Source organism: Nonomuraea sp. ZG12, assembly GCF_052068115.1.
GTDB lineage: Bacteria > Actinomycetota > Actinomycetes > Streptosporangiales > Streptosporangiaceae > Nonomuraea.
The window spans coordinates 306585-323312 of the sequence record NZ_JBQHCW010000006.1 but is presented as its reverse complement, the minus strand read 5'-3'; the positions used below and the strand labels follow the sequence as shown (position 1 = coordinate 323312).

The window sequence follows — 16728 nt, the reverse complement described above, 5'->3', positions numbered from 1 at the left end:
TTCACGGCCGGGGCACCGCCTGCCCGGGGGTCACCGTGCCGACGCACACGCCCGGCGGCACGTCGGGCACCGTGATCCGGTCGGCTCCCGGCACCGCGAGCAGGAAGATCTTGCCCACGCCGGTCCGCAGCTCCACGTCGGTGGGCCGGTCGGCCATCCAGAGGGTGACCCTGGTGTCCGCCTTCGCCGAGTAGTCCAGGCGCACCAGCGTCCCCGCCGGGCGGCGGGCGCTGTTGTCCAGCGGCACCTGTACGGTCCCGCCGGTCACGGGCCAGCACCGGTCCAGCGTCCGCGGCGCCAGCGGCACCCCGGCGACCTCCACCGGCACCAGCCGGCCCCGGTCGTCGAAGACCATGCCGTCCAGCGCCGCGGGCGGCGCCTGCATCCTGGCCCGCAGCCGGGGCGAGGCCATCGCGCCCAGGACCCGGGAGGTGAGGCTGTAGCTCCGGTAGCTGCCGGGCATCACGTCGGCGGGCACGACCCGGTCGTAGACGACGACGTCCGCGGGCGCCTTCGCCAGCTCCGCGCGGGCCGTCTCGATGTAGCCGTGCCGCCGGTCCGCGCCCAGGTAGCCGCCGAAGATCGTCACCGAGACCAGCGACGCGCCCGCGAACACCCCGAGCACCACGCCGCACGCCCCGGTGATCCGCTCCCTGGCGGGCAGCGCTCTGTTGTACGGGTCCGCCTCGCCCTGGTACGGCAGCAGGACGAGCCCGACGACGAGGGCGATCAGCGGGGCCGCGTCGGCGACGTAGCGGGTGTCGGTGCCGGCGAACGAGCCGAGCAGGTGGACCCGGCCCAGCAAGACGGGCAGCGCGTCGGCGATCACGACGTAACCGAGGAGCGTCACCCAGGCGAGCAGGGCCCGTCTGCGGTAGTGGCCGGTCACCGCCACCAGGGCCACGAGAACGACCAGCGAGCCGATCACCGCGGCCGTCGGCGGCGAGGCGACGCCCCAGTCGTTGGCCGCGAACCACGTCCACGGCCCGCCCAGCACGGTGGTGGCGAAGGTCCTGCCGAGCAGCTCCCACAGGAAGCCGGTGGCCTGCTCGAAGCTCGGCAGGCCGCCGGTGCCGGGAGCCGACAACGACCGCTGCACGTAGATCGCGCCGAACCCGGCCAGCACGCCCGCCTGCATCAGCCAGGCGGGCCAGTGGCGGCGCAGCGCGCTCCTGAGCCCGCCGAAGTAGATCGCCGTCAGCGCGAACAGCACCAGCGGCACGGCGAAGCCCTTGACGAACCCGAGCAGCCCGACCAGCACCCACAGCGCCGCCGCCACGGCGTGCCGCATCCGGCCCGAGCGCAGGTGGTGCCAGTGGGAGGCCACCGCCATCGGCAGGGCGAGCTGCAGGATGACCGTGTTGAGCGCCGCCGCCCACCAGGCCAGCGCGGGAACGGTGATCGGCGCGATCAGGAAGACCAGGAGCGGCGCGAGGATCGCGGGCCGGTTGCCGAACACGACGCGCAGCATGCGGTAGACGGCCAGCGCCGCCAGCGCGTGCACGATCAGCACGCCGCCCGCCGCGACCCCCCATCCGTACGGCTCCATCCTGGCGGAGAGCCAGGCCAGCAGGAAGCCGCCCGGCATGAACTGGCCGAAGTGCACGCGGGTCAGGTAGTCCAGGGAGAGCTCGCTCTCCATGGCCCTGGCCACGAACTCGAAGTCGTCCTCCTTGAAGTAGGCCTGCTGGACGATGGCCGTCTTCCACGCCATGGCCGCGGCGACGATCGCGAGCGCGGCCAGCAGGACACCGTGCCGCCGCAGCGCGCGGGCGGCGTTCGCCATCGGCGCCGGGACCGTGATCACGATCTCTTCGTTCGTCCGGGTCATCGCGCGCCCGTCATGCTCGGGTCGCCCTCGGCGACGGGTTCGGCCGGCCTGAGCCGCGCGGCCGGTCGCCGCCCGGCGGCCACCTCGACGGACAGCTGCGCCAGCAGGGGCAGGCAGAGGACCTGCGACCACAGCCCGCCGACTCCCACGGCCAGCCAGGCCGCGGCGATCAGGTAGAGGCAGATCCCGGCGTACGGCCCGGTCAGCAGCCGCAGCAGCCGCCCGCGCGGCCCGGCCCGCAGATGATCGGCCTCACGCAGCGGACGCAGCCAGGCTCCCAGCAGGTACGTGGCGCCGACGACCGCCACGCCGACCACCCCGCCGACCCAGAAGCCGAGCACGGCGGTGAAGGGCATGACGAAGCCCGCGCGCAGCCGGACGGGCTGGGCCGGCGCCAGGCGCGGGAGCGGCCGTCGCTCCTTGACGAGCGCCAGCAGGACGACGAGCAGCGCCAGCGCGCCGCCCGCCGCGAGGCTGGCCCGGTAGGGGGCGTCGGGCACGTAGGTGAGGGTCACGGTGCCGGAGGTGTAGGCGGGCACGAACCAGGCCTGCCGCCAGCCGTCCAGCCGGACCGGCCTGAGCTCGGCGGCGCCGAGCGTGGCCCGCCAGCCCGTGTTGAAGTTCTCGTTGACGACCAGGTAGGAGTCGCCGGTGACGTTGACCTTGACCACCCGCTCGCCCGGCCCCCACGCGTCCACGGGCACCGCGCTCATCGTGGCGGACGCGGGCGCGGGGGCGGTGGCCCGGGCGGGGCGGACGATCGCGGACTCGACCCGGTACGAGTCGCCGGGCCGCACCGACAGCCGCGTCCGGCCGGCCTCCATGGTGAGCCGCTCGCAGGTCTCGAACGTCACCGGCCTGCCGCTGACCATGTCGTTCAGCGTGCCGTCGGTGATCTTCGTATTGACCGTCTCACCACTGACCTCGAACGTCGGGCCGAACCCGCAGGGCAGCCTGAGCGGGAAGCCGTGCAGGGCGCTGAGCCGGCTCACCTTCGGGATCGCGATGTCGCTGATCTCGATGGGCCGGCCGCCCGAGACGCCGAACTCCAGCTCGATCTTCTCGGCGGCCATGGCGGGGAATCTGATCAGCCCCTCCTGACCGACCCAGCTCTGCCTGACCCCGCCTTCGGCCCGGATCGTCACCCGGATGGGCGGCGCGCCGAGATAGGAGTCGGGGGTGATGATCCGCAGCTGGGACAGCTGGATCCGGCGTTCGAGCTGCACCGTCAGCGTGGGCCGGGGGTCCAGCGGGTCGGCGAACCAGACGGTCTGCGCGTCGCCGTCGAACGCCCACCGGCCGCCCGCCGCGCCGTGCGCGACCGCCGTCGAGGACGCCGTGACGCTCAGCGGCTCGCCCGGCAGCGTGCTGAGCCGCTCGATGGCGGCACGCTCGGTCAGCACCGCCCGGCCGGAGACGGCGTAGTCGCCGTCCTTCCTGGTGGAGAAGGTGCGGTCGAAACCGTGGCCGTCGTCGCCGAGGACCTCGTGGCCCTGCGAGCAGCTCCAGGTGAGCGAGCCCCGGACGCATCCGGGCACGTCCCCGGTCCTGCTGAGCGTGACGGTCGCGGGCTCGGCCGTCCCGCCGGCCGTGCCGGCCGGGTCGGGTACGGCGATCGAGCGGCCGGGGGTGACGCCGGGGACGGCCAGCTCGCTGATCCCGACCCGGCTGCCGAGGTCGCTGGCCGGCCGGTAGGCGGTCCCGACGACCTTCACCCGCAGCCTGGAGGTCGAACCCTCGGGCACCACGAGCTCCTGCGGCTCCGCGCCCGCCCGCACGCTCTGGCGCAGCGAGCCCGCGTCGGTCTCCACCACCACCTCGGTGGGCGGCGGGCCGATCGGCGCGGTCTCGAAGGAGACCTTGACCGTGGCCGGCCGGATGGGCGCGGTGAACGCGACCTCCAGCCATTCCCCGGCCGCGCCGTGCCAGCCGGTGGAGCGCCAGCTGGTGCGCGGATCGCCGTCGAGCGCGGCGAACGGCTGGTGGCCGGGCTCCCTGGCGCCGGCGGAGGCGGTGACGTCCGCTTCGGAGGAGGACGCCGTCACTCCGGCGATCCCGGTGTAGCTCGCCGTGGACAGGTATCTCTCCCAGCCGGGGTCGAGCAGGTCGTTCGCCGGCGAGGCGCCCTTGAACGGCTCGTCGGCGGTGAGCGTGGCGCTGGCGGCGCGCCGCAGGTCGGCGAAGGCCACCTCCCTGCGACGCAGCGTGTCGGTCAGCACGGTGTCCTCGGCGGGCACCTCGACGGCGCCGTCGTCGTCGTTGAGCAGCACCGGCCGGTCGTCGTCCAGCAGGCCCTGCTCGGCCAGGTCGAGCACGGCCTCGGGGGCGCCGCCCACCCGCAGCGGCCGGTCGGCGTCGACGGTGCCGACCAGCGGCGCGGCCCCCGCCACCTGATAGACCTCGACCGCGGGATAGGGCTGGTCCACCCAGGCGGCTGCCCTGCCATGCTGCCCGACCCCCACACCCGGCCCGAACTGGGTCACCCGCGAGATGCCCGGCGAGTCCTGCAACGCCTGGTGCACGCGGACCGGCCAGGCCGTGCCGATGGTCGCCCGGTCCAGATCGTTCCGGACCACCAGGTACGTCACCCCGATACGGCGCAGCGTGGCCGCGAGCCCCGCCGAGCCTTCGCCGGCCGACAGGCGCTCGTCGATGGCCGCCATCAGCCGCGACCCGCCCGCCGACCCCCAGGGCACGATGGTGTGGGTGGCCCAGCGCGCCCGCGACAGCGGCTGCAGCGGCTCGTCCAGCGGGCGGCCCCACAGATACTCGCCGCGCTTGGCGCCGGGCACCGCCAGCACCATGCCGTCTCCCGCGTTGCGTCCGAGCCAGGTGATGGCCTGCTTCCAGTAGTCCGGGATCGTGGTGAACCCGCCGGTCGGCGCGAGGCCCGCGTACAGGACGGGCAGGCTCGACAGCGCCACCAGCCCGGCCGCGGCGACGGTCAGGTGCCGCCGCCAGGCGAGCCGTACCAGGTGCAGCGCGCCCGCGACGCCGAGCGCCACGGGCAGCCGGATCAGCGCGTCGAACTTGTGCAGGTTGCGGAAGGCCGACAAGGGGCCGTCCAGCAGGTCGACCATGAGCTGCGCGTGCGGCGTGCCGGGGTGGCCGGTGGTGATGACGATGACACCGATCAGCAGGCTGATCAGCAGGAACGACCGCTCCGGCATGGCGCGGTAGGCCAGCCCGGCACAGCCGAGGGCGGCGACGGCCGCGGTGACCACGATCAGCCAGGGCGCCGTGGACTGCTGGTGGGCGTCCGGCAGCCAGATCTGCCCGTCGACGGTCAGGAAGCTGAGCCAGCTCGACGTGCCGCGTAGCGCGTTGACCAGGGAGGTGATGCTGGTGGTCGCGCCGGCCGTCTCGATGTAGGGCAGGAAGGAGAAGATGTAGCGGCCCATGGTCAGCAGCGGGACCGCCCACCACAGTGACGCGACGGCGACGAGCGGCAGCCACCACATGATGAGCCGGCGTTTGACCGGCCCGCCTCGCCTGGTCAGCAGGTACAGCAGGGGGACGACGAGGACGGCGAGCACCGCGACGGCGTTGACGCCGCCGCAGCAGAGATAGGCGAGCGCGGACAGGGCGGCGGCCCGCCGGGGCGACAGTTCGCGGTTGGCGCCCTTCACCAGCGGCAGCACCATCCACGGCAGCACCGCGCTGGGCAGGAACTCCGAGGAGTTGATGCCGATCAGGGCCTGCGCGTGCGGCGCGAGCGCGTACACGAAGCCGGCGATGATCCAGGCGCGTGGGCGACCGATGCCGAGCGCGCGGGCCAGCTGGACCACGCCCAGGAAGGCCGTGCAGAGCACCAGCGACATCCACAGCCGCTGGACCGTCCAGGACTCCATGCCCAGGTTGAGGCCGATGGCGTAGAAGGGGCCCATCGGGAAGAGGTAGCCGTAGGCCTGGTTCTGCAGGTGGCCGAAGTAGGCGCCGTCCCACAGGTGCAACGCCCTGCCGAGGAAGCCGAGCGGGTTGACCGCCATGTCGAGCTTCGTCTCGGGGATGATCTTCTCGGTCGAGGTGTTGAACGCGATGGCGCCGAGCAGGAGGCAGGCCGCGAGCAGCCGCAGCCGGTGCCTGATCCGTGTCTCGAAGCTCTCGACCGCAGACTCCTTGGGCGAGGCATCGGTCACTTGGAGGCTCCGCCACCGTCTTGGAGTTTCGTCACGATAAGTTCGGATATGTTAGCCCCAGTTCGGGCCCAGGTAAATTCGCGCGCCCACGCGCGGCAGGCCTCGGCCACCTCCTCGCGGCGGCGCGGCGACTCCAGCTCGGCCAGCGCGCGGCCGACCACGTCGGCCAGCTGCTCCCCGTCCCGCACCAGCCACCCGGTGACGCCGTCACGGACCGAGTCACGCAGCCCCGCCACGTCGTAGGCCACCGTGGGCACGCCGAGCGCGGCCGCCTCCATCACGGTCAGCCCCCAGCCCTCGAACTCCGACGCCGTCACGTTGAGCCGGGCCGCGCCGAGCAGCGCGACCTTGCGCTCCTCGGGGACGAACCCGTGCAGCCGGACCCGGTCGCCGAGCCCGCCGCGCTCGACCCGCCTGGCCAGCCGCTCACGCTCCGGCCCGCGTCCGACGATGTGCACCGACACCCCGAGCTCACCGGCCAGGTCCACGACCTGCTCGATGCGCTTGTGCCCGACCAGCCGCCCCGCGTACACGATCACCGGATCGCCGCGCACCTCCGCCGGCGGCACCCGCTCGGGCACCACGCACCCGTTGGGCACGATGGTGATCGGGCCGAGCCAGCGCAGCTTGCGGAGCAGCTCCTGCCTGGACGACTCCGAGACGGTGATCGTCACGCAGCGGCGGTAGAGCAGGCGGGCGACAGGGCCCTCGACGAAGCAGCCGAGCACGGCCAGCCACCTCGGCAGGAAGGCGTCGAACTGCCGGTCGTGCACGTGGTGGACCAGGCAGAGCACCTGGGTGCGGCGGCTCACCACCACCGGGGAGAAGAACGGGATGCCGTTCATCGTGTCGATCACGGCGTCGAAGCGCCGCCGGTGGAACAGCAGCCAGAGCGGCACCAGCAGGTAGACGAGGAAGGGGTTGCCCATCCTGCGCAGCCCGATGCCCTCGCGGACCTCCGCGCGGCGCTGTCCCCGCTGGCGGCCGGTCACGAACACGACCGAGGCCCCCTGGGACAGCAGGTAGCGGCTGACCTGCCAGGCGTACTCCTCCGCGCCGCCCGCCGTCGTCTGCTGCGGTTCGCGGAAGTTGAGCATGGCGACCCGCACCCCCGCGAGCGGCCGATCGTCGTCCGGGGCGGCCGGTCGTGCGGTGTCCGCATGCTCACCGGCAAAGACCACCATCACTCCTCACAGCGAGTCACAGCGAGCATGCGGGCATGGCGAGGCCACGCCCTGAGCTCAATCGGCATGGCCTCGTGGAACGGGCAGAGTTACCTGGTGCCGTAGTTGTAGAGCGGCTGGTTCGCCGGAGTCGGCACGGGCGATGCGACGTTGACCACCGCTACAGAGGCTCCGACCGCCAGCAGAGCCCCGATGCCCAAGGCCGCGAGGATTCGAACCACAGAGCCACTCCCTTCACATCGGTACGCAGTGCAGTTAGCCGAGACTAGAACGTGTTCCGGCTTGAATCCAGGGTTTGGTCAAACCGTGATGATATAAGTTACCCTCTGGTAAGGAACGAAAGGGCCGGTCAGCGCCTTAGCAGGACCAGGTCAGCGCCCTTGAAGACAGTGGTCCAGCCGGTGAGCCCAGACGGGAACCCGTTCTCAGTGCCGACGGTGAGAACGTACCTGACCCCGAGTCGGGCGGCGAAGTCGGGGGCGCCCAGCAGGTCGCCCGCGCGGCGGTTCAGCGGATCCTCGCCGCGCACCCGCAACCGCCCGCCGTCCGGCAGCCCGACGAGCAGCGTGTCGTCCCAGATCACCCGGCGGCCGAAGAGCTTGGTGGCCGGGTCGAGCACCACCCGGCCGCCGTTCCAGGCAAAGGCCCGGTGCGCTCCCCAGGGCAGCGACAGCAGCGCGCCGGGCGCGGGGTCGGCGTTGACGATCCGCTGCACCTCCCGCCACTCGCGCGGGTACTCCACCGCCGCCAACCTGCCGAAGCCGCCGAGGGCGAACGTGGGCAGCACCAGCACCGGCGCCAGCACCCCGACCACCGCCGGCACCCCCGACCGCAGCACCGACGCCACCCCCACGGCGGTCACCAGCACCAGCGGCGCGAGGTAGACCTGCCCGTCCCGCAGCGGCCCGAAGCCCGGCCACAGCCCGATCAGCCACTTGAGCGGCCCCGGCGCGAACGCGCCGAACCCGGCCACACAGAACCCCGCCACCGCCGCCACCGCCAGCCCGCCCCACCAGTCAGGCCGCTCCTCGGCGGCGCGCAACCGCGCGTACCCGACGATCCCCACCACGACGACCAGCAGCCGCACGCTCGCCGCCCACCACGTCCCCTGCCCCGGCAGGCCCGCCTCGGCGCTCCAGATCCCGCCGAGCGACAGCAGGCTCCCCAGCACCCCGAACGGCCCGTCGGCCCGAACCGCGAACGCGTCCACCCCCGCCGGATCCGTCACCGCACCGGAGGCCAGCGCGGGAACCAGCCACGGCAGACTGAACGCCCCCAGAACCCCCACCACCACGGCCACCCTGCGGCGCGACGACCGGGGGGAAGTCCTTGCGCCCAGGGCGGGCCCTGGGGCGCTCCGGGCGAAGGCGATCGGCAGCAGGGTGAGCGCCGAGACCAGCATCGCCTGGAACCCGCCGATCGCCGCCGGCAGCAGCGCCAGCGCGAGCCGGGGCCAGGGCAGGGCCGTCGCCCGCACCGCCCACGGCAACCCCGCCACGCCGAGCAGCAACGCCCACTGCCCGAGCATGAGCCGCTGGGCCAGGTAGATGTTCCAGGCGTAGAAGGCGGCCGCGACCAGCCTGGCGAGCCTGCGCTCCGGCGGCACCAGCGCCGCCGCGCCGCTCGCCGCGAGCACGAAGATCCCGACCAGGAACGCCTTCTGTACGACCTCCACCGGCAACACCCGAGACAGCATCGCCACCACGAAGTCGCTGGGCACGGCGCGGGGAAACCCCCCGGTGTCGGGCAGCAACGGCGGATCCGGCACGAAGAGGAGGTCGTACCGGAGCACGAACCCCCACCCCAGGGCGGGCCCGAGCGCCAGCACGGCCAGCCCCAGCCCCAGGAATGCGGGAGCCGGCCGCCACACGCGCTCGCCGCCCACCGCAGCCACCACCCGTCCCTGTCCCGGAGCTCCCCGGAAACAGGGAGGGTAGCGGCCCCCGCCCGGCAGGTGTTACTCCCCCGGCTCCCCAGGTCGCGAAACAGGCGCTACCCCGATGTCACTTCCCCGGTTCAGGGTCCCGGGGGAGGCCGAGCATGCGTTCGGCGATGATGTTGAGCTGCACCTCGGTGGTGCCGCCGTAGATGGTCATCGCGCGGGTCGCGAGCACCGCCCTGTTCCAGTAGCCCGGGTCGCCGAGCTTCATGTCGGCGGCCGTCACGGCGGCCGTGCCGAGCAGGCTCACCGCGGCCTCGGAGACGTGCTGGGCGTGCGAGGTCGACAGCAGCTTGCGTACCGACGCGTCGGCGCCCGGCTCGGCGCCGGCGAGCTGCTTGAGCGTCACCCGCAGCGACAGCGCGCTGATCGAGTGGCCCTCGCAGATGACCCCCGCGACCTCGTGCGCCTCGACGGGCGTGAGCTCGCGGCCGAGCCGGCCGACGAGCCCGAGCAGGTCGGGGACCGAGGAACCGGTGCCGCCCGCGCCGGACGAGAGCGAGACCCGCTCGTTGGACAGCGTGTTGCGCGCCACCTTCCAGCCCGCACCGACCTCCCCCACGACCAGGTCGTCGGGCACGAACACGTCGTCGAGGAAGACCTCGTTGAACAGGTTCTCGCCGGTCATCTCGGTCAGCGGCCTGACGGTGACGCCCGGAGCCTTCATGTCGACGAGGAAGTACGTGATGCCCTCGTGCTTGGAGCCCTCGGAGGAGTTGCGGGCGATGCAGATGCCCCATTCGGCGACGTGCGCGACGGAGGTCCAGATCTTCTGGCCGTTGAGCCTCCAGCCGCCCTCGACCCGCTCCGCCTTCATCTGCAGCGCCGCCAGGTCGGAGCCGGCGCCGGGCTCGGAGAAGAGCTGGCACCAGATCATCTCGCCGCTGAGGGTCTTGGGCAGGAAGCGTTCCTGCTGCTCCTGCGTGCCGTAGGCGGCGATGGACGGCACCACCCAGGCGCCGATGATCATCTGCGGCAGCCGCACCTTGGCCGCCTTGAGCTCCTGCGCGATCAGCACCTGCTCCAGCGGCGTGGCGCCACGGCCCCACGGCCTGGGCAGGTGGGGCATGACGAAGCCGCGATCGGCCAGGGCCCGCTTCTGCTCCTTGCCCTCCAGGGCGGCGATCTCGGCGATCTCCGCGCGCAGCGCCTCACGCATCGGCTCGGCGTCCTCGGGCAGGTCGATCTCCATCTCCCGGCCGACGCCCTGCAGGGCGAGGTCGGTGACGCGAGCGGCCCACTCGGCGGAGGAGCCGAGCAGCGCGCGCAGGGTGAGCGCGCGGCGGTAGTAGAGGTGGGCGTCGTGCTCGAAGGTGTAGCCGATGCCGCCGAAGGTCTGGATCGCGTCCTTGGCACACTGCACGGCGGCGTCCGGGGCCATCACCCCGGCGATCGCGGCGGCGTAGTCCAGCTCACGGCCGCCGGCGCGGGTGGCGTCCCAGACGGTGGCGCGGGCCTGCTCCAGCGCGACGAGCATGCGCGACAGCTTGTGCTTGATGCCCTGGAACTGGCCGATCGGACGGCCGAACTGGACCCGTACCTTGGCGTACTCGGAGGCGGCGGTGACGCACCAGGAGGCGACGCCGGCCGCCTCCGCGCCGAGCAGGATGGCGGCGAAGTTGCGCACGTCGGAGCCCGCGACGCCGTCCAGCACGCGCTCGGCGGGCACGGTCACGTCCACGACCTCCACCTTGGCCACGGACCTGGTGAGGTCCAGCGACCTGACAGGGGTGACGGTGACGCCAGTGGTGTCGAGGGCGTCGAGGGCGATCCACTCCTCGCCGTCGGCGGTGACGACGGGCAGCACCAGCACATCGGCCGCCGAGCCGCCCAGCACGGGCTCGGCGGTGCCGGTGACGACCAAGGAGCCGTCGCTCGCGCGGGTGCCGGTCAGGGCGCCGGTGAGGGCCAGCGCGCCGGTGCGGCTGCCGTCGGCCAGGCCGGGCAGGAGCTCGTGGTGCTTGGAGGCGTGGATGACCGCGCTGGCCAGCACGGTCGGCACATACGGACCGGGGGCCACCCGCTCGGCCAGCGCCTCGATGGCCACCGCGGCTTCCAGCAGCCCGTAGCCGGAGCCGCCGGCGTCCTCGGGCAGGTGCAGGCCGAGCAGTCCCTGCTCGGCGAGCCCGGTCCAGAACGCGGGCCGCTCGTCGGTCGCGGAGCGCAGCAGCTCGGCCGGGATGTTCCGGTCGGCCCAGCCGCTCACGGACTCGCGGAGCGCCTCGTGCTCCTCGCTCAAACCGATCGCCATGTGCTCATCCTCCAGGCAGGTCCCGTAGTAGCCAGAACCATATTCTAGAGGATGCTTCTGGCCTAGAGGGGACGGACTTTCGTCACCAAGGTGTTCAGATCTGCCCAGTAGGCCTTGCCGGTCGCCGGGATGGACGCCATCAGCATCGCGGGCTTGGTCTTGCCGACCTCCAGCACCGACACCACGGCCCGGCCCTCCTGCTGCTTGCCCGCATGCGTGTAGGTGACCTCGAAACCGAGCGTCCACCCCTTGCCCGCGGGCGTCTTCTGGGAGCCGGTCCAGGCCAGCGTGGCGCCCTCGGGATACTGCGTGCGCAGCGTCCAACGAGCGGCTTGTACGGCGAGCTCGCGGTAATCGGCGTCCGTCGACGGCTTGGTCCCGGCGTCGCCGGGCAGCATGGCCGAGGCGATCACCGTCTGCGGCACCGCCACCTTGCCGACACGCTGCGCGACCGCGAACGGCGGGAACGACCGGGCCGACCACGGCTTGCCGAGCCGGGGATAGCCGATGCCGCTGGCCTTGTCGGCGATCGTGCCGGACACGGCGCTGGTCTTCCCCGGCAGCTTGGCGAACGCCCGCTTCTCCGGCGGCTCCGGCACCGTCGCCGCCGCACCCCCACTCGGCGGTACGGACGCCGTGGAGGCCGACGGCGAGGGCACCGGCTGAACCGGCACCACCGGCTCGCTCGCCGGCTGGTCGGTCACGTCACCCGGGAAGATCACGAACACCAGCAGCACGGCCAGAACGGTCGCCAGGATGGCTCCCAGCAGGTAGACGACCTTGATGGGGATGTCGCCGATCCGGCTGAGCAACCCACCCTTCGGCGGCGGCGGAGGCGGCGGGAACGGCGGCAGCAGGGGCGCCCCCTGCCCCGGAAACGCCCGCCCCGGCTGCCCCCCGGGCCCGAAAGCCCCGGACCCCATAGGCCCAGGACCCATGGGCCCGGGCCCCGGAGCCCCAGGGCCCAACGGCCCGGGTCCCGAAAGCCCAGCATGCGGAGGCCCCAGCCCCGAAGAGCCGGACCAGGAGGGGCCGACCCCCGAAGGGCCAGGCCCGGAGGATCCGATCCCCGAGGGGCCGGGCCCCTGCTGCGCGAGACCTGGGGGCGGCGACACCGGCCGCTGCCCGGAATCCGGGGACGTGGGTGCCGCCTGCCGCCCGAGTTTGGAGGCCAAGGACTGCGCCCCCGAGGACGGCGGCACCGGCCCCCGCTCTGCGTCCGAGGACGGAGAGACCGGCCGCTTCCCGGCACCCTTGGACGAAGACACAGACCCCTGCCCGGAATCCCCGGACGACGATGCGGGCCGTTTCCCGGTGACCTTGGACGGAGGCGCCGGCCGTTTCCCGGTGCCCTTGGACGGGGATGCGGGCCGCTGCTCGGCGCCCTTCGCGGGCGGGTCCGCGCCCTCAGGCGGGTCCGCGCCCTCGGGCGGCGGGTCAGTGTCCGGGGTGGAAGGTGTGGGGTGGGATGCGGCTCCGGACTGCGCCCTGGGGAAGCTGACCGTTTTGTCCGTCGGCGGCAAAACGATCTTACGGATGGGAGCGGTGGGAGCATCGTTCGTGTGGTCCTGGTCGCCGACGTCCGCCATGGGATGAGGCTACGTCACCCAAGGAAGGGATATTTCTGCTATTCCCCCTGCAGAACTTAATTCTGTAATGTCACGGACATGAGGGGCTTCTATGAGATCGCGGCCGACGACCCGGAACGTGCCGCCCTGCTCGGCGCTGACACCACCACCTACGGAGACCTGCTCACCCAGGTGAACCAGGCCTCGAACGGCCTGCTGGCACGCGGAACCGGCCAGGGCGACACGGTGGTGACCGTGCTCAAGAACGGGCTCGACGCGCTGACCATGATGCTCGCCACCTACCAGATCGGCGCCTACCTGGTGCCGGTCAACTGGCATTTCACCGACGAGGAGATCGCCTACATCGTCGCCGACTGCGGCGCCGGGACCGTGGTCTCGCCGAAGCACCTCACGGTCGCCGACCTCACGGCCGACCAGCCGGACGCCGCCCCCGCGCACCGGCGGGCCGGGTCCATGATGCTCTACACCTCCGGCACCACGGGCCGCCCCAAGGGAGTGCGCAGGCGGCTGCTCGACCTCACCCCCGAGGAGCTCCACCCGATCCTCATGCGCAAGAGCTGGACGCACTTCGGCCTGCCGCCCGACGGCGTGCACCTGGTGTGCTCGCAGCTCTACCATTCCGCGCCGTACGGCCAGGCGATGATGGCGCTGCAGTTCGGGCACTCGATCGTGGCGCCGGAGCGGTTCGACGCGGCCGAGACGCTGCAGCTGATCGAGCGGCACAGGGTGACGAACGCGTTCATGGTGCCCACGATGTTCCACCGGCTGCTGGCCGTACCGGATCGGAAGTCGTACGACCTGTCCTCGCTCACCCACCTCTACCATGGCGCGGCCCCCTGCCCGCCCGCGACCAAGCAGGCGATGATCGACTGGCTGGGGCCGGTGCTGTGGGAGTACTACGGCTCCACCGAGGCGGCGGTGGCCACCATGGTCTCCTCCGAGGAGTGGCTGGCCAGGCCGGGCACGGTGGGCAGGGCGCTGGGCGGGATGGAGTTCAGCGTCATCGGCGAGGACGGCGAGCCGGTGCCTCCGGGGCAGCCCGGATTGGTCTACATCGGCGGGATCAACCGGTTCGAGTATCACGGCGACCCGGCCAAGACGGCCGAGACCATGCGCGGGCGCGACTACACACCGGGCGACATCGGCTATCTGGACGCGGACGGCTACCTGTTCCTGCTGGACCGCAGGACCGACCTGATCATCTCCGGCGGCGTCAACATCTACCCCGCGGAGATCGAGGCGGCGCTGCTGGAGCATCCGTCCGTGGCGGACGTGGCGGTGATCGGCGTGCCGGACCCCGAGTGGGGCCACACGGTCGTGGCGCTGGTCCAGCCGGTCACCGACGTCCCCGTGGGCGCGGAGCTCACCGCCGAACTGCTGCGGCACTGCGAGCCCCGGCTGGCCAGGCTCAAGCACCCGCGCGTCATCGAATACCGCGACGCCCTGCCCCGCACCCCCACCGGCAAGCTGAGCAGACGCCGGGTCCGCGAGGCGTATCTTTCCCGCTGAGCTGGGCACAAAGCCCTCCATGGGGAAGGTCGCCGGGGGGCTGGCCGCCGCGGTCCTGCTGACCGCGTGCGGGACGGCGGGCACGCCGGTCGTCCCCCCACGGACCACCCCGACCACCCCGCCTCCAGCCTCGGCGCCCGCCACCGCCGCTCCCGTACAGGCCCTTGAGGAGGCGTACGAGCGCGTCATCGCCGAGGTACTGCCGTCGATCGTGCAGATCAACACCAAGGTGGGCCTCGGCTCCGGCGTCGTCTACGACGCCGAGGGGCACGTCATCACCAACGCGCACGTGGTGGGCGAGGCGACCGTGATGAACGTGACGTTCGCCACCGGAGGCAGCCCCCGCAAGGCCAGGCTGGTCAAGACCTTCGCCGCCGGCGACCTCGCGGTCATCAAGGTGGACGACGCGCAGGGCCTGCAACCGGCCAGGTGGGGCGACTCGGCCAAGCTCAGGGTGGGCCAGCTCGTGCTCGCGATGGGCAACCCGCTCGGCCTGTCGGGCAGCGTGACCGAGGGCATCGTCTCGGCGCTCGGCCGTACGGTCACCGAGCCGGAGAGCCCCGGCTCGACCGGCGCGACCATCGCCGGCGCGATCCAGACGTCGGCGTCGATCAATCCGGGCAACAGCGGCGGCGCCCTGGTGGACCTGTCCGGGCGGGTGATCGGCATTCCGACCCTGGCCGCCTCCGACCCCACCGTGGGCGGCGCGGCGCCCGGCATCGGGTTCGCCATCCCGAGCAACATCGCCCTGGACATCGCCGCCCAGATCATCGAGCACGGCAAGGTGATCAACAGCCATCGGGCCGCGCTCGGCATCAGGGGCAACACGATCATCGGCGCGGACGGGCAGCCGACGGGGGTGGGCGTCGGCGTCGTGGAGAAGAGCAGCGCCGCCGCCCGCGCCGGGCTCCGCGAGGGGGACGTCATCATCGCGATCGGCGGCCGGAGCACCTCCACGATGGCGGAGCTCACCGAGGCCCTGACCACCCACAGACCCGGCGACACGGTCCCGCTCAAGGTCGTCCGCCCGGACGGCAAGACCGACACCGTCACCGTCACCCTGGGCGAACTGTCAGGCGAATGACCGGCGACACCATCACCGTCACGCCGGGCTGCCCGCCGGGCGGGTGACCGGGCGTAGGTGGCGCAGCAGGCAGGCGGTGGCCGTCAGCGACGCCAGGCCGGCCAGCGCCATGGCGACGGGCACCGGCACGCCCTCGGCGAGCGCGCCGGTGAGCGATGCGGCCAGCGCCTGACCGGTCAGCATCCCGCTGCCCGCCAGCCCGAGCCCCTGCCCGCGCATCCGCTCGGGCAGCGCCGCGAGGTAGCGCTCCTGCGTGCCCAGGTGCCCGGCGAACCCGAACGACGCCACCGCCACCAGCGCCGCCGCCACCCACACCTCGGGCCGCAGCACGAACAGCAGGTACGGCGCGGCCAGCAGCACGTAAAGGGGCACGCCGAGCCGCAGCCGGGACTCGGGCGTGGTCCACCGGCCCACCACCACGTCGCCGACGAGCATCCCGCCCGCCGCCGCGACGAACAGCACGCCGGCCGAGTCGCCCGCGTACGGCACGTACAGCGCCTCGGCGCCCACGATGAGCCCGTTCGGCGCCCACTGCACCAGCAGCAGGCCGCGTAGATTCCGGTCGCCGAGGAGCAGCCTCGCCCCGGCGATCGACCGCCGTGCGGTCGCGCGGGGTTCCCTGGCCCGCAGCCCCAGCCGGTAGAGCAGCGCCACGGCGGCGGCCGTCCCCGCGCCCGCCCACATCGCGGCCGTGGGCCCGACGAGCGACAACAGCAGCGCCCCGCCGCCGAACCCGGCGATCTGCGTCGCCCCGGCCGCGATGTTCAGCACCGACCTGCCCAGCACGTACCCGTTGCCCGGCAGCAGGTCGGCGATCAGCGCGTTGCGCGAGGCGGCGGCCACGGAGTCGGCCAGCCCGGCGGTCATGAGCAGCGCCAGCATGCCCCAGACCGGCAGCACGCCGAGCGCGAGCACCACGAGCAGGCAGGCGTGCACCGCCTCCCAGCCGGCCAGCAGCGGCCTGGGCGGCAGGCGGTCGGCCAGCCCGCCCAGCACCAGCGCGCCCAGCGCCTGCGGCAGGAACCCGGCGAGGTAGGCGACTGCGGCCAGGAACGGCGAGCCGGTGTCCGCGTAGACGAGCGTGGACAGCGCCAGCATCGTCACCGTGCCGCCCGCCACGCCGGCCGTCGCCCCGGCGAACAGGGTCCTGAACTCTCCGACCGCGAACACATCCCGATACGTCTGCATGAGAGGAGACCTTC

The 16728-nt window shown here is 72.9% G+C and carries 10 protein-coding genes; 2 read left to right on the top strand and 8 right to left on the bottom strand.

Annotated features, from left to right (window positions below; all coding sequences use genetic code 11):
- Window position 1: 1 nt before the first annotated feature.
- The 7 genes from ACTMTF_RS20070 to ACTMTF_RS20040 all read right to left on the bottom strand — a co-directional run bounded on the left by ACTMTF_RS20070 (window position 2) and on the right by ACTMTF_RS20040 (window position 12156).
- Window positions 2-1831, bottom strand: a complete 1830-nt coding sequence (locus ACTMTF_RS20070) for a hypothetical protein (RefSeq protein WP_441112041.1) — start codon at window positions 1829-1831, stop codon at window positions 2-4.
- On the bottom strand, window positions 1828-5970 hold the full coding sequence (locus ACTMTF_RS20065; RefSeq protein WP_441112040.1) for an alpha-(1->3)-arabinofuranosyltransferase domain-containing protein: 4143 nt from the start codon (window positions 5968-5970) through the stop codon (window positions 1828-1830). Before ACTMTF_RS20065 ends, ACTMTF_RS20070 begins: the two co-directional genes overlap by 4 nt.
- Entirely contained in the window at window positions 5967-7154 is a 1188-nt protein-coding gene (locus tag ACTMTF_RS20060; RefSeq protein ID WP_397008662.1) for a glycosyltransferase family 4 protein, read from the bottom strand. The genes ACTMTF_RS20065 and ACTMTF_RS20060 overlap by 4 nt, the downstream gene beginning before the upstream one ends.
- Before the next feature lie 89 nt (window positions 7155-7243).
- Window positions 7244-7375 (bottom strand): hypothetical protein, encoded by a 132-nt coding sequence (locus ACTMTF_RS20055; RefSeq protein WP_327109136.1) that lies wholly within the window; start codon window positions 7373-7375, stop codon window positions 7244-7246.
- 128 nt (window positions 7376-7503) lie between these two features.
- Window positions 7504-9048, bottom strand: coding sequence for a hypothetical protein (locus ACTMTF_RS20050; RefSeq protein ID WP_441112039.1), 1545 nt, complete (start codon window positions 9046-9048; stop codon window positions 7504-7506).
- 109 nt (window positions 9049-9157) lie between these two features.
- Complete coding sequence (locus ACTMTF_RS20045) at window positions 9158-11344, bottom strand: acyl-CoA dehydrogenase (protein WP_441112038.1); 2187 nt, start codon at window positions 11342-11344, stop codon at window positions 9158-9160.
- A gap of 62 nt (window positions 11345-11406) precedes the next feature.
- A complete protein-coding gene (locus tag ACTMTF_RS20040) occupies window positions 11407-12156 on the bottom strand; it encodes a hypothetical protein (RefSeq protein WP_441112037.1) in 750 nt (249 codons plus the stop codon).
- Between the two features lie 855 nt (window positions 12157-13011).
- Between ACTMTF_RS20040 and ACTMTF_RS20035 the strand changes: the two genes are divergently transcribed.
- Both ACTMTF_RS20035 and ACTMTF_RS20030 read left to right on the top strand, forming a co-directional pair.
- Entirely contained in the window at window positions 13012-14442 is a 1431-nt protein-coding gene (locus ACTMTF_RS20035; protein WP_441112036.1) for an AMP-binding protein, read from the top strand.
- A gap of 19 nt (window positions 14443-14461) precedes the next feature.
- Entirely contained in the window at window positions 14462-15526 is a 1065-nt protein-coding gene (locus tag ACTMTF_RS20030) for a S1C family serine protease (protein WP_441112035.1), read from the top strand.
- Between the two features lie 18 nt (window positions 15527-15544).
- Here ACTMTF_RS20030 and ACTMTF_RS20025 read toward each other — a convergent pair whose 3' ends face one another.
- Window positions 15545-16714 (bottom strand): MFS transporter, encoded by a 1170-nt coding sequence (locus ACTMTF_RS20025; RefSeq protein ID WP_441112034.1) that lies wholly within the window; start codon window positions 16712-16714, stop codon window positions 15545-15547.
- Window positions 16715-16728: the final 14 nt, after the last annotated feature.